The organism is Nocardia miyunensis NBRC 108239, from assembly GCF_001613065.1.
Lineage (GTDB): Bacteria > Actinomycetota > Actinomycetes > Mycobacteriales > Mycobacteriaceae > Nocardia > Nocardia miyunensis.
This window is the reverse complement of record NZ_BDBQ01000082.1, coordinates 17,861-36,113: the sequence shown is the minus strand read 5'-3', so window position 1 is coordinate 36,113 and position 18,253 is coordinate 17,861. Positions and strand designations below refer to the sequence as shown.

17 protein-coding genes are annotated in these 18,253 nt (G+C 67.5%); 8 read left to right on the top strand and 9 right to left on the bottom strand.

Annotated features, from left to right (window positions below; genetic code table 11):
- Positions 1–140 precede the first annotated feature (140 nt).
- Positions 141–1,355: a cytochrome P450 family protein gene (locus NM2_RS32950; protein ID WP_245718326.1), complete on the bottom strand. Its 1,215-nt coding sequence runs from the start codon at positions 1,353–1,355 to the stop codon at positions 141–143.
- Positions 1,356–1,510: 155 nt separating this feature from the next.
- Here NM2_RS32950 and NM2_RS32945 point away from each other — a divergent pair, with 155 nt between their 5' ends.
- Entirely contained in the window at positions 1,511–1,972 is a 462-nt protein-coding gene (locus NM2_RS32945; protein WP_067677107.1) for a PaaI family thioesterase, read from the top strand.
- A 49-nt stretch (positions 1,973–2,021) separates the two neighbouring features.
- Here NM2_RS32945 and NM2_RS32940 read toward each other — a convergent pair whose 3' ends face one another.
- The 6 genes from NM2_RS32940 to NM2_RS32915 form a co-directional block, all read right to left on the bottom strand.
- Complete coding sequence (locus tag NM2_RS32940; protein ID WP_067677105.1) at positions 2,022–2,891, bottom strand: acyl-ACP desaturase; 870 nt, start codon at positions 2,889–2,891, stop codon at positions 2,022–2,024.
- Positions 2,892–2,906: 15 nt separating this feature from the next.
- The gene (locus tag NM2_RS32935) at positions 2,907–3,740 is read right to left on the bottom strand and encodes an SAM-dependent methyltransferase (protein WP_067677103.1); all 834 of its coding nucleotides are present in this window, start codon (positions 3,738–3,740) and stop codon (positions 2,907–2,909) included.
- 71 nt (positions 3,741–3,811) lie between these two features.
- Positions 3,812–4,075 (bottom strand): acyl carrier protein, encoded by a 264-nt coding sequence (locus NM2_RS32930; protein WP_067677102.1) that lies wholly within the window; start codon positions 4,073–4,075, stop codon positions 3,812–3,814.
- Positions 4,072–4,656 (bottom strand): PaaI family thioesterase, encoded by a 585-nt coding sequence (locus NM2_RS32925; protein ID WP_067677100.1) that lies wholly within the window; start codon positions 4,654–4,656, stop codon positions 4,072–4,074. The genes NM2_RS32930 and NM2_RS32925 overlap by 4 nt, the downstream gene beginning before the upstream one ends.
- A gap of 4 nt (positions 4,657–4,660) precedes the next feature.
- Positions 4,661–5,449, bottom strand: a complete 789-nt coding sequence (locus NM2_RS32920) for a ferritin-like domain-containing protein (RefSeq protein WP_067677188.1) — start codon at positions 5,447–5,449, stop codon at positions 4,661–4,663.
- Between the two features lie 16 nt (positions 5,450–5,465).
- Positions 5,466–7,130, bottom strand: coding sequence for an AMP-binding protein (locus NM2_RS32915; protein WP_067677098.1), 1,665 nt, complete (start codon positions 7,128–7,130; stop codon positions 5,466–5,468).
- 253 nt (positions 7,131–7,383) lie between these two features.
- Between NM2_RS32915 and NM2_RS32910 the strand changes: the two genes are divergently transcribed.
- Together NM2_RS32910 and NM2_RS32905 are read left to right on the top strand one after the other, a co-directional pair.
- The gene (locus tag NM2_RS32910) at positions 7,384–8,790 is read left to right on the top strand and encodes an NAD(P)/FAD-dependent oxidoreductase (RefSeq protein WP_245718325.1); all 1,407 of its coding nucleotides are present in this window, start codon (positions 7,384–7,386) and stop codon (positions 8,788–8,790) included.
- A gap of 53 nt (positions 8,791–8,843) precedes the next feature.
- Positions 8,844–10,097, top strand: coding sequence for a cytochrome P450 (locus NM2_RS32905; protein ID WP_067677096.1), 1,254 nt, complete (start codon positions 8,844–8,846; stop codon positions 10,095–10,097).
- Between the two features lie 456 nt (positions 10,098–10,553).
- Here the strand turns inward: NM2_RS32905 and NM2_RS32900 are convergent, their stop codons facing one another.
- Positions 10,554–11,861, bottom strand: a complete 1,308-nt coding sequence (locus NM2_RS32900; RefSeq protein ID WP_067677095.1) for an NAD(P)/FAD-dependent oxidoreductase — start codon at positions 11,859–11,861, stop codon at positions 10,554–10,556.
- Positions 11,862–12,298: 437 nt separating this feature from the next.
- Here NM2_RS32900 and NM2_RS32895 point away from each other — a divergent pair, with 437 nt between their 5' ends.
- Positions 12,299–13,492 (top strand): cytochrome P450, encoded by a 1,194-nt coding sequence (locus NM2_RS32895; protein ID WP_067677092.1) that lies wholly within the window; start codon positions 12,299–12,301, stop codon positions 13,490–13,492.
- A gap of 154 nt (positions 13,493–13,646) precedes the next feature.
- Here the strand turns inward: NM2_RS32895 and NM2_RS32890 are convergent, their stop codons facing one another.
- Positions 13,647–14,375: a class I SAM-dependent methyltransferase gene (locus tag NM2_RS32890; RefSeq protein WP_067677184.1), complete on the bottom strand. Its 729-nt coding sequence runs from the start codon at positions 14,373–14,375 to the stop codon at positions 13,647–13,649.
- Between the two features lie 158 nt (positions 14,376–14,533).
- Between NM2_RS32890 and NM2_RS32885 the strand changes: the two genes are divergently transcribed.
- The 4 genes from NM2_RS32885 to NM2_RS32870 all read left to right on the top strand — a co-directional run bounded on the left by NM2_RS32885 (position 14,534) and on the right by NM2_RS32870 (position 18,244).
- Positions 14,534–15,292: an SDR family NAD(P)-dependent oxidoreductase gene (locus NM2_RS32885; RefSeq protein ID WP_067677090.1), complete on the top strand. Its 759-nt coding sequence runs from the start codon at positions 14,534–14,536 to the stop codon at positions 15,290–15,292.
- A gap of 313 nt (positions 15,293–15,605) precedes the next feature.
- Positions 15,606–15,815, top strand: coding sequence for a DUF397 domain-containing protein (locus NM2_RS32880; protein WP_067677088.1), 210 nt, complete (start codon positions 15,606–15,608; stop codon positions 15,813–15,815).
- A gap of 256 nt (positions 15,816–16,071) precedes the next feature.
- Positions 16,072–17,040, top strand: coding sequence for a zinc-dependent alcohol dehydrogenase family protein (locus tag NM2_RS32875; protein WP_067677086.1), 969 nt, complete (start codon positions 16,072–16,074; stop codon positions 17,038–17,040).
- Positions 17,041–17,236: 196 nt separating this feature from the next.
- Positions 17,237–18,244, top strand: coding sequence for an acyl-CoA desaturase (locus NM2_RS32870; RefSeq protein ID WP_067677183.1), 1,008 nt, complete (start codon positions 17,237–17,239; stop codon positions 18,242–18,244).
- Positions 18,245–18,253: the final 9 nt, after the last annotated feature.

Sequence of the window (18,253 nt, the reverse complement as noted above, 5' to 3'; positions counted from 1 at the left end):
TGTGAGCTCATGTGCGCCGGGTCGTGCGCTCGGGTAGTCCGGCGAGTGATCGCGGTCCCGCGCGTGCCGTCGAAGGTGCGTCGATGATCGCCGATTACCAGCCGCCCGGCGACGCGTTCGTACGTTCGACAGCGAGCAGCTCAGGCTCGTATATGCCTGTCGTGCAACAAGACCGGCAGTTCCACGAGTCCTCGGATCAGCGTGCTCTCGTGCCAGCGCGGGGGAGCGGCGTCGGGATCGGGGCGCAATCCCGGGAAACGCCGCAGCAGTGCGGTGAAGGCGGTGGCGGCCTCCAGGCGGGCCAGCGGGGCGCCGAGGCAGAAGTGGATGCCGTGACCGAAGGCGAGATGGCCGGTGCGGTCGGCGGCGGGGTCCAGGACGTCCGGGTGGGCGAATCGGGACGGGTCGTGATTGGCGGCGGCCAGGGCGATGTAGACCACCTCACCGGCCGGAATCTCGGTGTCGCCCAGAGTGATCGGCGCGGCGGTGTAGCGGGCCATGGACAGATCGATCGGGCCGTCGAAGCGCAGGAACTCCTCGACGGCGGCCGGGACCAGGGTGGGGTCGGCACGCAGTTCGGCCATGCGCTCGGGATTGCGCAGCAGCGCCGAGGCGCCGTTGCCGATCAGGTTGACGGTCGTCTCGTAGCCCGCCACCAGCAGCAGGAAGGACATGGACACCAGTTCGGCGGGGGTGAGGCGATCGCCGTCGTCGGTGGTGTGCGCGAGCGCGGACAGCAGGTCGTCCTCGGGGTGAGTGATCTTGTCCCGCACCAGATCTCCCAGGAACGACGTCATCGCCACCGTGGATTCGCGGCGCTGCTCCTCCCGGCCGACCACACCGACCAGATCGGTGGTCCAGCGTCGGAAGGAGTCCCGGTCCGTGACGGCAACTCCCAGCATCTCGCAGATCACCGTAATCGGCAGCGGCACAGCGAATTCCGTCAGCAGGTCCGCCCGTTCGCGCTCCCGCAGGTCATCGAGCAGGTCATCGGCGATCCGCTCGATCCGCGGCCGCAACTGCGCGATCCGCCGGGCGGTGAACGCCTTGGTGACCAGTCTGCGCAGGCGGGTGTGCTCGGGCGGGTCGCTGTTGAGCATGTGCGAGAGCAGCGCCAGGGTGCGCGGATCGGAGCGGGCGCCGGGGCGCTTGGCGCCGACCACCGCGTCCAGGCCGAAGATATCCTTGCGCAACCGCGAATCGACCAGTGCCACACGGGCTTCCGGATAACCGATCACCACCCAGCGATCGGTCCCGTCCGGGAATCGCACCCGGTGCACCGGCCCCCGGGCGCGCCAGCGCCGGTAGTAGGACTGCGGATCGGCGAAGAAATCGGCGCCCAGCGTCTCGGCCACGGCCGCGACGCTACCGACCGGGCGCGTCCGGCGACGGCCGTGCATCGTGTTCCGATCACCCGATCGGAGTTGGATATCGCCTGGGCGCAGGCCATGCGCAGTTCACCGAGCGCTGTTCGAATGGCTGCGTATCGTTCGGCAGGGAGGAAGAACCTATGACCAGCACCGATATTCAGGCCGATACGGCCGCGAGCCGGGTCGGCGAACTCACCGAGGTCTTCGAGCGTGGCCTGCGGGAGAAGCTCGGGGTCGGCGCGTCGCTCGGCATCCGGCTCGAGAGTGCCGGTCCCGGCTTCACCCGGTACTACCTGGACCCGAACCCGGCGACGATCAACGCCATGTTCACCGTGCACGGCGGGGTGCTCGCGACGCTGATGGACACCGCGATGGGCAGTGCGGTCTTCACCACCCTCGCCGACGGCGTGGCGTACACGACGCTGGAGTTGAAGGTGAACTTCATCCGTTCGGTCGCCCTGGACGGCAGCCGTCTGACCTGTGAAGCCACGGCCGTGCACGTGGGCCGCCGGACCGCGACCGCCGAGGGTCGGATCACCGACGCCGCGGGCAAATTGATCGCACACGGCTCCACCACCATCCTGGTGTTGCAACCGCAGTAGTTCCGCGCGGGTCGGCCCGATCGCCGCGGGGCGACCGGGCCGATCCGGATCAGGGCAGCGAGCGAGTGCTGTCCAGGAACCGAACCAGCTCATCCAGGGGTTCGGTGCGGGTGTCGACCGCCCGATCGATGATCTTCACCAGATGCGTATAAGCGGCGGTGTGGTCGTAGTCGGCGACGTCGGCGATCCGCAGCGCCCACCGCCAGTAACCACGCATGGTGTCCGCCAACGGCATCCGGAATCCGGCGATCACCTCGCGGATCGGCTCCACCACCGCATCGCCCTGGGTCCGCAGATAACGTCCCACCACATCGGCCATGAAACTGAAGTGCCGGGCCTCGTCGCGGGCGAGCCGGGTCAGCACCGCGCCGAGCACCGGATCGCCCGAAACCTCGCGCAGCTGTTGGTAATACATCTGCGTCGCCTTCTCCTGCACCAGCGCGTAGGCGAAGAACTGGACCGGATGCCGGTAGGGCAGATCGAAGGGTTTGCGGCCCTCTATCGCGAGTTCGATACGCAGCGTGGATCTTTCGGCCATTCCGGCAGCCTGCTGATAGCGCGTCAATGCGCGAGCGTGGGTGTCCTCTTCGACCGCCCAGCGCACGGTGAAGTGGTACAGCTCGCGATTGTGCACGAAGGTGTCAAGGTCGACGCGGTCGTCCACCGGGAAATATTGTTGATACACATCGAAATAGCCGGGCAGGTGATCCTCGATATAGGTGACGAACTGCACCGCCGAACGCTGTCCCTCGGTGAGCCGACCGGCATCGGCCGACTCCCAATCGAACGCGGTCTCCACGTCCCAGGCGCGGGCGGCGGGCGAGGCGGCCAGGAAGCCGTCCACCGCCGCGGTCACCTCGTCGGCGGGCAGCAGTACCGCCGCTGTGGGCAGCGCCGCCTCGGGTATGTCTCGGGTCATCGAAAATTCCTCGGGCTAGCGGGCGTTGCGGCAGGTCAGCGCGTAATGCTTGGTGGTGTAACCCCATCCGGCATTGGCGATTTCGAGATAGCGCCGCAACGTCGCGGCCAGGCCCGGACCGTGCGCATCGATCCGGTCGGCGGCGGCGTCCACATTGGCGATCCACGCCTCGATGGTGCGCCGGTAGTCCGCGGTCAGGTCGTCCACCGCGATCACCGAGAAACCGGCGTTCTCCGCACCGGCCACCAGCTCCGACAGCGGGCGCAGCTCGCCGAAGCCGAAGATATCCGACCTGACGAAACGGGTTCCCTCTCGATCATCGAAGGCATTGCGCGCCAATTCGTTCCGGAAACAGCTCTCCGATACGTAGAGCGTGCCGCCGCGACGCAACACACCGCGGGCCCGGGCGAATACCGCGTCCAGATCGGGCATGTGCACGATCGAACCGAGCAGCGTCACCGCGTCGAAACTCTTGGCGGGCAGGTCGAGTCGCTCGAAGTGCCCGACCCGGGTGTGCACCCGGTCGGTCAGGCCGCGGGCGGCAGCCTGCGCGGCGATGTACTCGTGCTGGCGCGGCGCGGGGCTGACTCCCGTTGTGTGGCAGCCCAATTCCTCGGCCATGAACAGGATCAGCGCGCCCCAGCCGCAACCGACATCGAGCAGCCGCTCGCCGCCGCTGAGGCCCAGCCGGTCCGCGACGAACCGCAATTTGTGCCGCTGCGCCTGCTCCAGGGTGTCGTCCGCGCCGAGGTACCGCGCGGAACTGTACTTGCGCAACGGATCCAGGAATTCGCCGAAGATCTCCGGATCGAGATCGTAGTGCTGATTGGTGTCGGCGGTGCCGGTCATGCTGTATCCACTGGGCATGTCCGGAGGCCCTACGTGGTTACGCTCCGCTACCGCCTCCGGGCCTTGACCGGTCATGCCGCCTCCGCTCGCAGCGCCTTGTCCACCACGGTCACCACGTCGGTGAGGGTGGACATGCCGAAGACGTCGGAGTCCTCGAGTTCGATGTCGTAGGTCCGCTCGATGCGGGCCACCATCCGCAGCACGCGCACCGAATCGACTCCGGCCATTCCGCGCAGGTCGACGTCGGGGCGCAGTTCGGTGGCCGCGATGCCGGTCTCGGCGACCGCGATCTCGGTGACGGTGTGCAGGATCTGCTCGCTGGTGGGCTCGGTCATGGGTGAACTCCGTTCCGGTGCAGTGGATTCGAGCCGGGCGGGGCGTCCGGTGCGAAGTGCGCGTCGGGGATCGACAGGGCGTGTTCGAGGCGGGCGACGTCGGCGTCGCCGAGGGTGAGTTGGTGCCGGACGTCGGTGAGGGCGAACGGCCGGTAGACGGCGCTGGACGAGGCGCACAGCCCGTCGTCCTGGTCCAGGATGTCCGCGGCCGCGCCGATCGTCCCCGCCTTGTCGGTGGAAAGTGTTGCGACACAGCGGTAGTCGCGACCTATCAGCAGCGGGGTGAGGAAGCGAGTGCGCTGCGAGACGGTGAAGGCCGGTACCTGCCGGGCCAGTACGATCAGATTGCCCATCACCTCGTCGCAGATCACTCCGATCAGCCCGCCGTGCACCACCCCCGGATAGGACTCGAAGCGGTGATCCAGCCGGAATCGGGCCTGCAATCCGTCCGCGTGCCGGGTGAAGCGCAGTCCCAGACCCGACGAATTATGCGGTGAGCAGCCGAAACAGTGATAGTCCGGCACCACCGACCAGGGCACGCTGATGGTGTCGGCAGGGGGCGCGGCGGCGCGGTCGGTCATGGGGTCAGGCGATCGCATCGGCCAGGGCCCGCCGCACCTTGGCATTGGAGGACAGATCCAGCCCGGTGATACCCGCGAAGATGCGGCGCACCTTGTCCTGCAACACCTCGAGCTCGCCGTCCTCGGCGATCTGCTCCAGGAACAGTTCGAATCCGGTGTCGATCGTCTCGTGGTCGCCGAGTTCGGCGATACCGGACTTGAAGGTGCTCACCGGATGTTTGATCTTCGCCTCGGAGCTGTAGACGTACAGCGTCTCCAGCACCGACGGCAGTTCCTCGGGACGGCGGGCCAGGCGCTGGTTGGTGTAGTGGATGAATTCCCTTGCGTGCCCGGCCTCGTCGCGGCTGGCCGCCATCAGCAGGCGCTGCAACACCGGCTCGGTCACCCACCGCGAGACCGTGCGGTAGACGTGGTTCACGGTGAGTTCGGAGATGATGTTCGTGGCCAGGGTCGCCGACGGGGTGGTGCCCGGCGCGTAGGGCGCGCGCATGGCGTGTACCGCGGCGTCGTCGACACTTTCCCCGATGGCGGCCAGCCAGGCGCGAAAAGCGTAGTGGTGCTGCACTTCCTGGAAACCCCACACCACCGCGAAGGTGGAGAAGTCGTAGTCGTCGACGAATTCGTCGAGGAAGCCGTGCACCGCGGCGATGACATTGGACTCGCCCATGGTGGCGCTCTTGGCGAGGGTCACGTATTCGGGCCGGACCAGCGTCGGATCGATGCTGTCGAGGTTCAGGTCGCCCAGCTTCCAGTGCAGGCGCTCGTAATGGCGGAAGACGTCGTAGCTGTGCACGGTGGCTCCGGTTTCTCTACGGACGGTGTTGCGCGGCAATACCGTTGACGATCAGTTCACGGGCGGCCGGCCGCTGGAGTTTGCCGCTGCTGGTGCGCGGGATGCTGCGCGGCGCGGCCAGGTACACCCGCACCGCGGTCAGGCCCAGTCGGGCGGCGACGCGGTCCTCGACGGCGGTGACGAGGTCTGCGGCGGCCGTATCGGTGTGGTCGGTCTCCACGATGAGAGCGATGATGTCCGCATCGACCGGATCGGTGGTGGCGGTGCACCGGCCCCGGTGGATGCCGTCGAGGTCGCCGACGGCGGCCTCCACGTCCTGCGCGTAGTAGTTGACGCCGCGCACGGTGATCATGTCCTTGCTGCGACCGGTGACGAAAAGCTCCCCGGCGCGCAGGTAGCCGAGATCACCGGTGCGCAGCCAGCCGTCGGTGAACAATTCGGCCGTGCGCGCCGGGTCGGCGGTCAGATAGCCGTCGGTCACCGAATCGCCGCGAATCAGGATTTCCCCGACCTCCCCGTCGGGTATCGCGATCCCCGAGTCGGGATCGACCACTCGCAGTCGCAGCCCGGCCACCGGCCCGCCCACCCCGGCGACCGCGCGAGCGCCCGGAGCATCCGGCGAAACCCGATGCGCCCAACCGGAATCCGACAGCGTGGCGCGATCCACCCAGTCGAACAACGGCTCCCGGCCCAGCGGCGGGAAGGCGACCGCGAGTGTGGCCTCGGCCATGCCGTACACACCGAACATCGCGGCGGGGGAGAATCCGGCCGGGCCGAACCGTTCACAGAACGCGGTCACCACCTCGCGGGAGATGGGTTCGGCGCCGTTGAAGGCGATGCGCCAGTGCCGCAGGTCGTAATCGGCCGCCCGCTCGGGCGGCACCGCGGCCAGCAGCGCCTCGTAACCGAAGTTCGGCATGGCCGTGATAGTCGTTCCGCTGGAGGCGAATTGGCTCAGCCAGCGCGCCGGATCCTTGACGAAGGCGGTGGGCGACCAGATGTGGGCGGGAATGCCGCGCAGGATGGCCGACAACGTGCCGAACAGGCCCATGTCGTGGAACAGCGGCAGCCAGAATCCGCCCTGATCGGACAGGCCGAGGTCGATACCGGTGCGGATGGCGGCCAGACCGGCCAGCACATTGCGGTGGGTCAGCCGCACGCCCTTCGGGGCGGCGGTACTGCCCGAGGTGAACTGCACCACCGCCGGATCCTCCGGACTAACCGGCGGCAGCTCGACGTCCGCGGATTCGGCGAAAAGTATCGCGGTGCCGATGAATTCGACGGGCACATCGGACAACGCGGCGGTCATGGTCGCGAACTGGGGGGAGACCAGGACGGTCCGCATACCCGACGCGGCGGCGATTGCCGCCAGTTTCTCCGGATAGGTCTGCAATTGCCGGGCTCCGGCGGGCAGCGGCAGCGGGGTCGCGGCGGCCCCGGCGGCCGTGACCGCGAACAGGCCGATGAGGAATTCCGGTGCGTTGGGACACAGAATGCCCACCGGTTCGCCGCGGCGCACGCCACGCCGCACCAGCGCCGCTGCCGCGCCGGTCGCCTCCCGGTGCAGTGCGGCGTAGTCCAGGGTCTGCTGCGACAGCGACCAGAACGTTGCCGGTACCTCGGGGTGGCGGGCGGCGATCGCGGCCAGCTGCTCCGGCAGGGTCGCTGCGGACATCGTCATGCGGCCAGCCCAGCAGCGCCGGGTTTCCGGGCCCTGAACGGGTTGTGAAATGCGTCCGGTGATAAATCTCTTCTATCGTCCAATTGCGTTGCCGGGTATGGACATTGGACTATCGGGCGATAGGAGCCGGTGATCGCCGCGGGGCACGCGGCAAGCCGGGACCAGGATGGTCGCCGACACGGTTCGCGCCTCGCCGCCGCGGGACGACGTGGCCGTTTCCTCGGTGCACGTTCATCCTCGAGGAGTTGCCCAGGTGAGTTCAGACGAGACCACGACGGCGCGGACGGCCCCGGCTCGGGCCGACTCGGCGCGACATCCGCGCGCTACCGATGACGTTCCAACGGGCGAGGGGCACGCGATCGTGCTCGGCGCGGGGATCGCCGGACTGCTGGCGGCCCGGGTGCTGGCCGATCGGTTCGCGCGGGTGACGCTGGTCGAGCGGGACGAATTCACCGGAGACGGCGACGGGCAGGAGCCGAGCGGGCCTCGGCGCGGCATTCCGCAGGCCCGGCATCTGCACGGGCTGCTCGATCGCGGCCGCACCGCCATCGAGCAGCTGTATCCGGGCTTCACCAGCGAGATGGCGCGGCGCGGGGCCACCACCGCCGAGGTCTTGATCGGAACCCGCTGGTACGTGGCCGATCTGCGAGTCGCGGCGGCCGAGACCGGGCTGACCTCGGTGATGGCCACCCGGCCGCTGCTCGAGGCGGTGCTGCGCGAGCGCACGCTGGCCATGCCGGGCGTGCGGTTGCAGACGCGCACGACCGCGCGCGGACTGCTCGGAGCCGCGCACCGGGTGACCGGCGTCGTCGCCGCCGCTGATGACGAAACACTCACGCTCACAGGCGATCTGGTGGTTGATGCGACCGGCCGCGGATCGCGGGCCCCGGAATGGCTCACCCGGCTGGGCGCGCGGGCGCCGCAGGAGGAACGGCTCGAGGTCGATCTCGGTTACAGCTCCCAGTTCTACCGGCGCGGCCCGGGCCAGGCCGAAGGGCCCGCCTCGATCATCATCTCCACCGGTGCGAACGGGCACGGCGGCGGCGCGATCCGGGTCGAGGACGACCGCTGGCACGTCACCTTGGCGGGCATGCTCGGTGATCATCCGCCTACCGATCCGGCCGGGTTCGCGGCCTTCGCCGCGGGCCTGGCCGGACCCGATATCCATGACATCGTCACCGGCTGTGAACCGCTCGGCGATCCGGTGCCGCACCGGTTCCGCCATTCGGTGCGGCGGCGTTTCGACCGGCAACCCACTGTCCCGCAGGGGTTTCTGGTCCTGGGTGATGCGCTGTGCAGCTTCAACCCGCTGTACGCGCAGGGGATGACGGTGGCCGCACAGCAGGCGCTGGCATTGCGCGACTGCCTGCACGTACCCGATCGCGAACTACCGGCCCGGTTCTATGCCGCCGCCGGGGCGGCGGTGGCGGCCGCCTGGCAGCTGGCCACCTCGGCGGATCTGGCGCACGCCGGCGTCGTCGGTCAGCGCGGCCTGCGCACCAAGATCACCAATGCCTATGTGGCGCGGGCGCAGCGCGCCGCGCATCTCGATCCGCAGGTGGCGCGCACCTTCCTGCGCGTCGCGAATCTCGTGGAACCGCCTGCGGCCCTGCTCAATCCGCGTATCGCGCGACGAATCCTATTGCACGGCAACGTATGAACCGCAGATTCGGCATCGGAGCCGGTCTCGCACTGATCAGGAGGTAGTCCGAGATGGACCTGACAGCACCGACCGCCGATCCGGCGATCGCCACCGCAATCGAGCACCTCTTCGGCCCGGCCGGTCGCGCCGACCCGTACACCCCGGGCCGGGTGCTGCGCGAGGCGGGCCCGCTGCACGATACGCCGCTGGGCCACAAGGTGATCACCCGCTACGACGACTGCACCGCGGTGTTGTCCACCACGGCGTGGAGTCATGCCGAGGAGGCCGGGATGATGCATCCCACCATCGCCGCGCAGGACGCGCCGGAGGAATTGCCGACCTCGTTCCTGTGGATGGAGCCGCCGGACCACACCCGGCTGCGCAACCTGGTCACCAAGGGCTTCACCCCGCGCATGGTGACCAGGCTGCGTCCCCGGATCACCGAGCTGACCGAACAGCTCGTCGACAATGCCTTGGCCGCAGGCGAATTCGATCTGATCGACATGATCGCCTACCCGCTGCCGCTGACCATCGCCGCCGAGCTGATCGGGGTGCCGAAGGAGGCGTACGGCCAGGTGCATCGCTGGGCGCAGGATCTGGCGCGCGGTTTCGACCACGACTACACGCTGCCGCCGGAGGCGCTGCGCGCCCGCAGCGCCGCCTCGCGCGGCTTCATGGCTTTCTTCCGCGAGCTGCTGGACGAGCGCCGCCGCTGCCCGACCGACGATCTGCTGAGCGTGTTGTCGCAGGTGGAGGATCGCGGCGACGTGCTCACCGAACAGGAACTGCTGGCCACCTGCATCACCACCTTCGTCGCCGGTCACGAGACGACCGCGAACCTGGTCGGCACCGGCATGTTGCAGTTGATGCGCAATCCGGATCAGCTCGAGCTGCTGCGTCAGCGCCCGGAGTTGACCGAGTACGCGCCCGACGAACTGCTGCGCCTCGAGCCGTCGGTGCAGGTCACCACCCGCGCCGCGACCCGGCCGATCACGGTGGCGGGCCACGACTTCGAGACCGGCGAGGGTGTCGTGGTGCTGATCAATTCGGCCAATCGCGACGACGCCGCGTACGCCGACCCGGACAAGGTCGATGTGGCGCGGTACTCCGATCCGATGCGTCCGGCGAAGAAGCATCTGGGCTTCAGCCTCGGCATCCACTACTGCCTCGGCGCACCGCTGGCGCTGCTGGAGATGGAGGTGCTGCTGGATGTGCTCGTGCGCCGGGTCAAGCACCTCGAGGTGCTCACCGAAACCCCTTCGTACAAGCCGAATGTGGTGATCCGCGGGCTGGAGTCGCTGCCGGTCCGCTTCACCGCGGCCTGAGTTGCCCAGTCGAGCCAACCCGCCCGGCCGGGGCTGTCTTGCCTGGCTGGAGCTGTCCTGTCCAGCTGGAGTTGTTTCTGTCTGGTGGGAGCTGTCCTGTTCGGCTGGGGCTGTCTTGCCTCGCTGGAGCTGTTCTGCCCGGCTGGAGTTGTTCTGTCTGGCGGCAGTTGTTCTGCCTGGTGGGAGCTGTCCTGCTCGGTTGGAGCTGTCCTGCCTGGTGGAACCGCTCTGCCTGGCTGGAGTTGTTGTGCCTGGCTGGAGTTGGGCTGTCCGGCCAGCGCTGCCCTGTCCGGCTGGAGTTGCTCTGCCCGGCCGAGCCGTTCTGCTCGGCTGGCACGGGCGGCCATCGCGAATGAAGAGGTGAGCCGGACCGCGGTATGACGCCGCGGTCCGCGCTCTTGCTCCACCGCTCCGCTGCCGTGGCGGCACCGGAATTCCGCGCGTCCGGCCGATCGTTCAGCCGCGACCGTGCCACAGGATCCGCGCGACGGTCCCGGGCCTCAGCAGAGTCTCGGGCGGGTCGACGAGATTGGCGACCCGCATGAACGCGCGGGCGACTGCCGGGTCGACGTGTGCCGCGCGATGTGCCTGTCCCACATAGGAGTTCATGAGCCGGATTCGAGGTGTCCGTCGCCCGACCACGCCGGGGTGATTCAGATCCGCGCCGGTGGACATTCGCCATGCGACCTCGACATGGTGCGCGGCGCGGGTATAGAACCGGGCAGGCAATCGCGCGGTACCTTCCCGCAGGCACGCGCGGAGGGCGAGCGCCTGCTGGGCCGCCACGGTCATGCCCTGCGCGTAGAGCGGATTGAAGCTGCACAGTGAATCGCCCAGCGCGAGAAAGCCTTCCGGATGCGTCGTGAGACGTTCGAAGTACCTGCGGACCGAACCGCGGAATCTGTGCGGCACCGGATCACTCAATGGTTCGGCATCGGTCACGATGCGATGGATGTCGGGAACGGGCAGCGTCGCGGCGAACGCGGTGAAGCCTTCGTGATCGGTCGGCGGGTGATCGCCCAGCATCCCGCCCAGCGTGACATGCCACTTGTCGCCCTCGACGACGATCGCGCCGCCGCCGCGACGACCGGCCATGGTCGAAACGACCACTCCGAGTTGGCCTTCCAGGTGCTCGGGCCGGTGCCGGTAGGTGCGGGACGAGTAGCCCAGGTCGATGACCACGCTGTCCTGTTCGGGCGCTCGCGCACCGACGGCCCGCAGCCACTCGGGTGCGCGCGACGCCCGTCCGGTGCAGTCGAGCACGAGGTCGGCGGCGATGGTCTGGGCGGGGCCGCCAGACTCGCTCACCAGGACTCCGGTGATCCGGCCCGCCTCGGCGACGAGGCCCTGTGCGGCAACGCTTTCCCACATGGTCAGCCCGTCGAGCGCCGCCGCGCGCCGTCGCAATCCCCACTCGAGCAGAGGTCGGCTGGCGAGCAGGGTGACCAGGCCCGTCTCGGTCGGTGCCGCCCGCAGCCCGCTCAGGTACCACCGGGAGCCCGCCAGCACTTCGGTGGTCGGCGCACCGTCGGCCACGATCTCGTCGGTCAGTCCGGGACAGAGCGTTTCGATGATGGCGCGGCCACCCTCCATCAAACCGTGCAGATGCCTGGCCTGGGGGACTCCTCGGCGCGGCTCGCTGCCTGCGAAGGTGTCGCGCTCGAGCACGGTGACGCGCGGGAAATGTTCGGCGAGCACGATGGCGGCCAGCAATCCTGCGATGCCTGCGCCCAGAACGACGGCGTGCGGGGAATCGGAATTCACCCACCGAATCGTCGACCGGCGGCGTAGGCCGGACAAACCATATCGGCCGTTCCTATCGGCCGATCTGAATGGGGTGTATCGGCGCCGACTATGGTTTCATCGAAAACTGCTGTCACCGAGCATAATTCGCGTTTCGTTCACGATTTCGCCACCGTCTGCTGTTGAGCTTCGAACATGAATTCTGCACAAGCGCCGGAGGTTACGTCGCGCTCGTCGGCGCGGTTGTTCTCACCCCACAACGGGCGTCCGGCGTCGCCGGAGATTCTGCTGGGCATATGTCGGAACGCCGTTCCGAAGCCGCCGACAGGCACGCTGCCGTCGACGCCGACTCTCGTCGTCCGTGGCGACTGCCGCCCATACGCGCCGGGCCGCTGGGCGATGCGGACTCGTCTCGCGCCCCTGCCGACGCGCTCGCAGCCCGTGGAAGGGGCTGAGCGATGACCGGCACACTGGACCCGTTCTCCCCGGAACTGCGTGCCGACCCGGCTCCGGCCTACCGATCGCTGCGGGCGGCGGGGCGACTGCACGAATTCCGGCCCGGCATCCATCTCGTGTCGCACTATGCCGACTGCGACGCGGTATTCGGCGATCCGGCCTTCGGACACGGTTACTTCTCCGGCATCAACCCGTTCCGACCCGGCGTCGATCCTCGGACGCTGCCCGGTTCGTTCCTGCTGATGGACCCGCCCGAGCACACCCGGCTGCGCTCGATGGTCGCGCCGTCCTTCACCGCCCGAGCGACCGCCGCGTTGCGTGCGCAGATCACCCGCACGGCCGTCGCCCTGCTGGACCGCGCCGCCGCCGCGGGCGAAGTCGACTTCGTCTCCGAGGTCGCATACCCGTTGCCGCTCAACACGATCTGCACGATGCTCGGCGTCCCCGCCGCCGACCACGCGCGGTTCGGCGTGTGGACCGCCGCGATCAGCCGGGGCCTGGACCCCGACGCCCTGCTGTCGGACGAGGAAAAACGCGCTCGCGTGGACGCCGTGGGTGCGTTCGGCGAATACTTCGCCGACCTCATCGAACGCCGCCGCGCCGACCCCGGCACGGACCTGCTCTCCGAGCTCGCGACACGAGGCTCGCTCGAGCTGACCGAACTCGTCGACATGGCGGTGCTCCTGCTCATCGCGGGCCACGAGACCACGATGAACCTCATCGCGACCGGCCTGCTGGCCCTCGCCCGCAATCCCGACCAACGCGCCATCCTCCGAGCCGACCCGCAATCGAGCCGACACGCGGTGGAGGAGTTCCTCCGATTCGACACGCCCGTGCCGTTCCCGACCCGCGTAACCATGCGCGACGTCGAATTCGCCGGGCAGACACTGCCGCGTGGCACAGGCCTGATCCTGCTCGTCGGCTCGGCGAACCGAGACCCGGAGGCGTTCCCCGACCCCGACGCACTGGATGTGCTCAGATTCGCGGGCAATCGCCCAACCTCGCGCCATCTCGCCTTCAGCCACGGCCCGCACTTCTGCGTCGGCGCCCCTCTGGCTAGACTGCAAGGCGAAATCCTGTTCACCGAACTCGTGCGCCGCGCACCCGATTTCGAACTACTCGACCACACACCGGCCTTCCGGAATACGGTTTCGATGCGCGGCCCGAAAGCGCTTCCCGTCCGAATGCCCACGTGAATCGCTTCCGGTAACGGTCTCGACAAGTCGTTCGCCGAGAAGATCAGTCGACCACCGTCCGGGAGAACTGCTCGTTCCCCGCTGCCCTCGAGGGCGGTTCCTCAGGTGGCCCAGAACGCGTTCATGCCGAACCCCGTGCGTCCTCGGAGCTGGTTCAGGACGTCTTCTCGGCGATGAAGACGAACTCCCGTCCGGGACGATCGGGTGCGTCCCGGACGTCGCGAACCTGGTAGCCGTGAGCTGACAGATCCGCTTCGACTTCCGCTCGGTCGCGGAATCGCAGCGTCGAATCCGACACGACGACAGCGCTATCCGTGGCGAAGGTGTAGATGTGCCGGAACGATACAAGCGGGAGTTGAACGGCAGTGACATCGAGACGTTGCTCCACATGTCCGACGCCGGGGACGTCGCGGACCACAGGCTCCGCTCGCCTCGACCAGTCCTCCCAGATGCGCCGCTCCGGGCGTCTGGTCTCGAAAACGAGGTGGCCGCCGAGTCGCAGGGCTCGACCGATGGCAGTCAACGCGTCGGACCACTCTTCGTCGGTCACGAACACCTGCGCGACATTTCCGCTCATGATTGCCAGGTCGGCACCGGTCTCGGGTGCGTCCGTGGCATCGCCGTGCAGCCAGGTGACAGCTGGCGGTGCGTCTTTCGTCTTCGCGATCTCCAGGGATGCCTCGGCTGGATCGATGGCCAGCACCGTGCGCCCGGACCGCGCCAGCAGAACAGCGAGAGTGCCTGTCCCGCAACCGATATCGATGACCATATCAGCCTCGAGCTGGTCGGCGATGTCGATGTAGGCGAGCAAGTCCTCGCGGTCGCCTTCGAACTCGTCATAGACCAGCGCCAAACGAGAGTGAGCGAAGATCGCATCAGGCACCGGGTGACCATATCCGTGCACGTGCGACCCGTACCACGGATTTTCATCGACAGACGCGTCCACAGCCGCTACCCGCGTACCGGCCACAGAACCAATCGGCGAACGCGCTGGACCCTGTGCGCGGGCTCTGCGAGATCGCTTGTCCAGCATAGGATTGTATGACGCAGTCCTACGTGGCAACCGGTGGTGGACGAGGAATCGGCCGTGCGATCACGGAGCGGATGCTTCGGCGTGGGCACCCGGTCGTGGTGGTCGAGCGTGACACCGAAAACCTTTCCTGGACTGCGGGATCGGTAATGGTGGTGGCCGGAGACGCGGGCGCTGAACAGATCACAGAGCAGGCGGCCGATCGCGCCCAGCAGGTCGGCACCCTTACCGGCTGGGTCAACAACGCCGCCATCTTCGGGGACGCGTCCCTGCACGACTCCGGCCCGGATCGGGTGTTGGACCTCATCGATGCCAACCTGCGCCCGGTCGTGGTCGGGTGTGGTACCGCGGTTCGCCGGTTCCTGGCCTCCGCTAGCCAGGGCTCGATCGTCAACATCAGTTCTCACCAGGCACGTCGAGCGGTCCCCGGTGCGCTGCCCTACAGCACCGCCAAGGCGGCGATCGAAGGACTGACCAGGGCGCTTGCGGTGGAATACGGCCGGCACCGAATCCGGGTGAACGCGGTGGCGCCGGGCTCGGTCGCCACCGAGCGCTATGCCGGATATCTGTCATCACTGACACCGGAGTCCGCGGCGGCCGTCGAACGCGACATGGCCGCACTTCATCCGTTGGGCCGCGTCGCGACGAGCGATGAGGTGGCCGCCGCGGCCGAGTTCCTGCTGTCCACGAACGGCGGGTTCATCAACGGCGCAACCGTTCCGGTCGCTGGTGGTCGTTCGGTGCTGGCCTCGGACCCCGAAGCTCGATAAGTCCGTGTCGATCCGGAGCGGCTGGCCGAATTCGACCCGGTCGATGTCCGGGAACGGACTGTCGGGCCGAAAATCGGCCATTCTTGTTCGTGTCGGAAATTTATGTATCGAATCACCTCGAATGTCTCCACGCATGTCGAGAGCTGACGAAGATAAAGGTCTCGAAACGGTGCTGCATAAAGGTCACGGAATGGGGACGCATAAAGGAATGCTCCACGCTTCGAGCGGACTGGCGGTGCCAAGATCGAGCGAGTAGCGTTTTTCGGGCAGGACACCGAAGTTTCATCGAGGCGATTGCGAAGGAGTGTTGAGTATGAGTATTGACGTGTCCGCAGCCAAGTGGTTCAAGAGCAGCCGCAGCATGAGCAGCCGGTACTGCGTCGAAGTCGCCCACTTGGATGGTGGGATGGTCGGAGTGCGTGACTCGAAGAATCCTGTCGGTCCGGTACTGGTCTTCTCGCCGTCGGAGTGGGACGCCTTCACGGCTGGAGTGCAGAACGGCGCTTTCCACCGGCCCGCTTAGGAACTCGGCCTCTGGTAGGGAATCTCGGAACGTTCGGTGGCGACGCGGCGAATCGCGGCCAATCCGCCGTGATTTCGAGATTCCCCATCTCTAATTAATTGTAACGCTCGGCCGCCGGTCGTTCGGCGGGGGCATGATCAACCTCTTCAACGCTGCCCCAACTCTCACAAAGGGGCGGTCTCTCCTCCGGCAGTGGAGAGCGCATCCGTCAGGCAGGCTCACGCGGCGGCCCAGCCTTCGATGGAGAGGGATCAATATGCGCGCCATCCAGATTGAACAGTTCGGCGACCCCGCGCAGGTACTCCGCGTCGTCGACATCGAGGAGCCGCCGCCACCGGGCCCGCATGAGGTTCTGTTGAGCGTCGAGGTCTCGCCGTTGAACAAGCACGACCTGCTGGTTGTCGCCGGCATGCTGGCGCGGCCATCCCTGCCGCACATACCGGGCGCGGAGGGCGTCGCGCGCGTTCTTGCCACTGGCGCCGAGGTCGATGGACTTCGAGTCGGCGATCTGGTCGTGCTACCCCTGTATGCCGGTGCGTGGCGTGAGCGGCTCGTCGTGCCCGCCGACGGCCTGTTCGCACTCCCCGCCGGCGGCAACGTCGAGCAGTACTCGATGCTGGGCAGCAACCCCCCGGCGGCAGGTTTGATGCTCAGTGAATGCACCCCCCTGCAGCCCGGTGACTGGGTGGTTCAGAACGCCGCGAACTCCGGTGTGGGACGGTCATTGATTGCGTTGGCAAAACTTCGTGGGCTGAAGACGATCAACCTGGCCCGTGACGACGCGACGTTCGCAGAGCTCACCGCAGCCGGGGCCGACGTGGTCCACGTCGACGACCGCGATGCGGTCGGCGATGTTCGAGCAGTGATCGGCGACGCGCGAGTGGCGCTGGCAGTGGAAGCCGTCGGTGGTCCAGTGGTGCGGCGGCTGCTCGAATTGCTTTCCGACGGTGGATGGTTGGTCAGCTATGCCTGGGCCAGGGACGAGCCCATGTGGGTCGACACCTCGACACTGGTCGGCAAGCACCTCACCGTTCGCGGATTCTTTGTCGGCGACTTCGACTACCGCGACAAGGTGGTGCCTGTCATTCGTGAGGCGGCACCGCTGGTGGCCGACGGCACCCTTGTCGTCCCCGTGGCGGGCGTGTACCCCCTGGAGCACATCCAGGACGCGGTGCGGCATCTCCTTCGTGGCGGCAAGATCCTGCTGAAAGTGGCCGGGCGATGAACGCGCCGGTAGGTGCGGGGAAGTTCGGTTAGCGCCATCACGAGACCCTGCTCGGTGTCATCCGGACGGTAGATAAGGAATTCCGATCCGCCGATCGGCAGACGCGTACGGAGCCGGGACCGGGCCCGATCGGCGTTACCGTCGAAATCGACCGGGCGAGAACCGGTTCCGGTATTCGTGAAGGTGTTGGATGCAGATGACCACAGACCATGATCCGGACGGTTCCCCGGGTTCCGGGGACGAGGCCGGGAAGCGTGCGCCGCGTCGGAAGACGATCGACAGTCCGTATATTCACCGGTTGCAGCGCAGGCATTTTCTGCTGTTCGATGTGATGCCGATATTCGGGACGGTCGGCGCTCTGGCTTTCCTGCTGGTGCGGCCGTTCGGGATCGTCGAATTCGCACTGCTGTTCGTGATGTGGATGGTGACCGGACTGGGCGTGACGGTCGGTTACCACCGGTTGTTCACGCACCGCACGTTCAAGGCCGCGCCGTGGGTGGCCTCGGGGCTGGCGATCGCGGGCTCGATGGCCGGGCAGGGGGCGGTGGTGTCGTGGGTGGCGCTGCATCGGCGGCATCACGAGTACAGCGATCGCGCGGGAGATCCGCACTCGCCCAACCTTTCTGGTACGGGCTGGCCGGGGCGGCTGCGCGGGCTGATGCACTCGCATTTCCTGTGGATGCGCCGACACGCGTATCCCAACGTCGTGCACTACGCGCCCGACCTGATCAAGGACCGGCCGCTGGTCCGGGTGGCCCGGCTCTACTACTGGTGGGTGGGGCTGGGGCTGCTGATCCCCACCGTGCTGGGCGGACTGCTCACGATGAGCTGGACCGGCGCGGTGGCCGGACTGCTGTGGGGCGGATTCGCGCGAATGTTCCTGCTCGAGCACACCGTCTGGGCGATCAATTCCTTCCTGCACATGTTCGGCACCCGCGCTTACGAATCGCGGGAGAACAGCCACAACGGCGGCATCTTCGCCCTGCTGACCTTCGGTGAATCGTGGCACAACAATCACCACGCCTTCCCGACCTCGCCGTCCTTCGGACTGAATTGGTACCGCCTCGATCCGGGCTACTGGCTCATCAAGGCCTTCGAATTGTTCGGGCTCGCATGGGATCTCGAACTGCCGTCCGGTGAACGCATGGCGGCCAAACGAATTTCCGGAAAAACCACCGCCGCAGGCAACGCGGCAGCAGCGTAAGGAAATACC

Bases quoted from the DNA above. Each gene is read 5' to 3' on its own strand.
- NM2_RS32940 (WP_067677105.1), bottom strand. From the start codon at position 2,891: ATGACCCGAGACATACCCGAGGCGGCGCTGCCCACAGCGGCGGTACTG.
- NM2_RS32930 (WP_067677102.1), bottom strand. From the start codon at position 4,075: ATGACCGAGCCCACCAGCGAGCAGATCCTGCACACCGTCACCGAGATC.
- NM2_RS32935 (WP_067677103.1), bottom strand. From the start codon at position 3,740: ATGACCGGCACCGCCGACACCAATCAGCACTACGATCTCGATCCGGAG.
- NM2_RS32880 (WP_067677088.1), top strand. From the start codon at position 15,606: ATGAGTATTGACGTGTCCGCAGCCAAGTGGTTCAAGAGCAGCCGCAGC.
- NM2_RS32915 (WP_067677098.1), bottom strand. From the start codon at position 7,130: ATGACGATGTCCGCAGCGACCCTGCCGGAGCAGCTGGCCGCGATCGCC.
- NM2_RS32885 (WP_067677090.1), top strand. From the start codon at position 14,534: ATGACGCAGTCCTACGTGGCAACCGGTGGTGGACGAGGAATCGGCCGT.
- NM2_RS32895 (WP_067677092.1), top strand. From the start codon at position 12,299: ATGACCGGCACACTGGACCCGTTCTCCCCGGAACTGCGTGCCGACCCG.
- NM2_RS32875 (WP_067677086.1), top strand. From the start codon at position 16,072: ATGCGCGCCATCCAGATTGAACAGTTCGGCGACCCCGCGCAGGTACTC.
- NM2_RS32945 (WP_067677107.1), top strand. From the start codon at position 1,511: ATGACCAGCACCGATATTCAGGCCGATACGGCCGCGAGCCGGGTCGGC.
- NM2_RS32905 (WP_067677096.1), top strand. From the start codon at position 8,844: ATGGACCTGACAGCACCGACCGCCGATCCGGCGATCGCCACCGCAATC.
- NM2_RS32870 (WP_067677183.1), top strand. From the start codon at position 17,237: ATGACCACAGACCATGATCCGGACGGTTCCCCGGGTTCCGGGGACGAG.
- NM2_RS32925 (WP_067677100.1), bottom strand. From the start codon at position 4,656: ATGACCGACCGCGCCGCCGCGCCCCCTGCCGACACCATCAGCGTGCCC.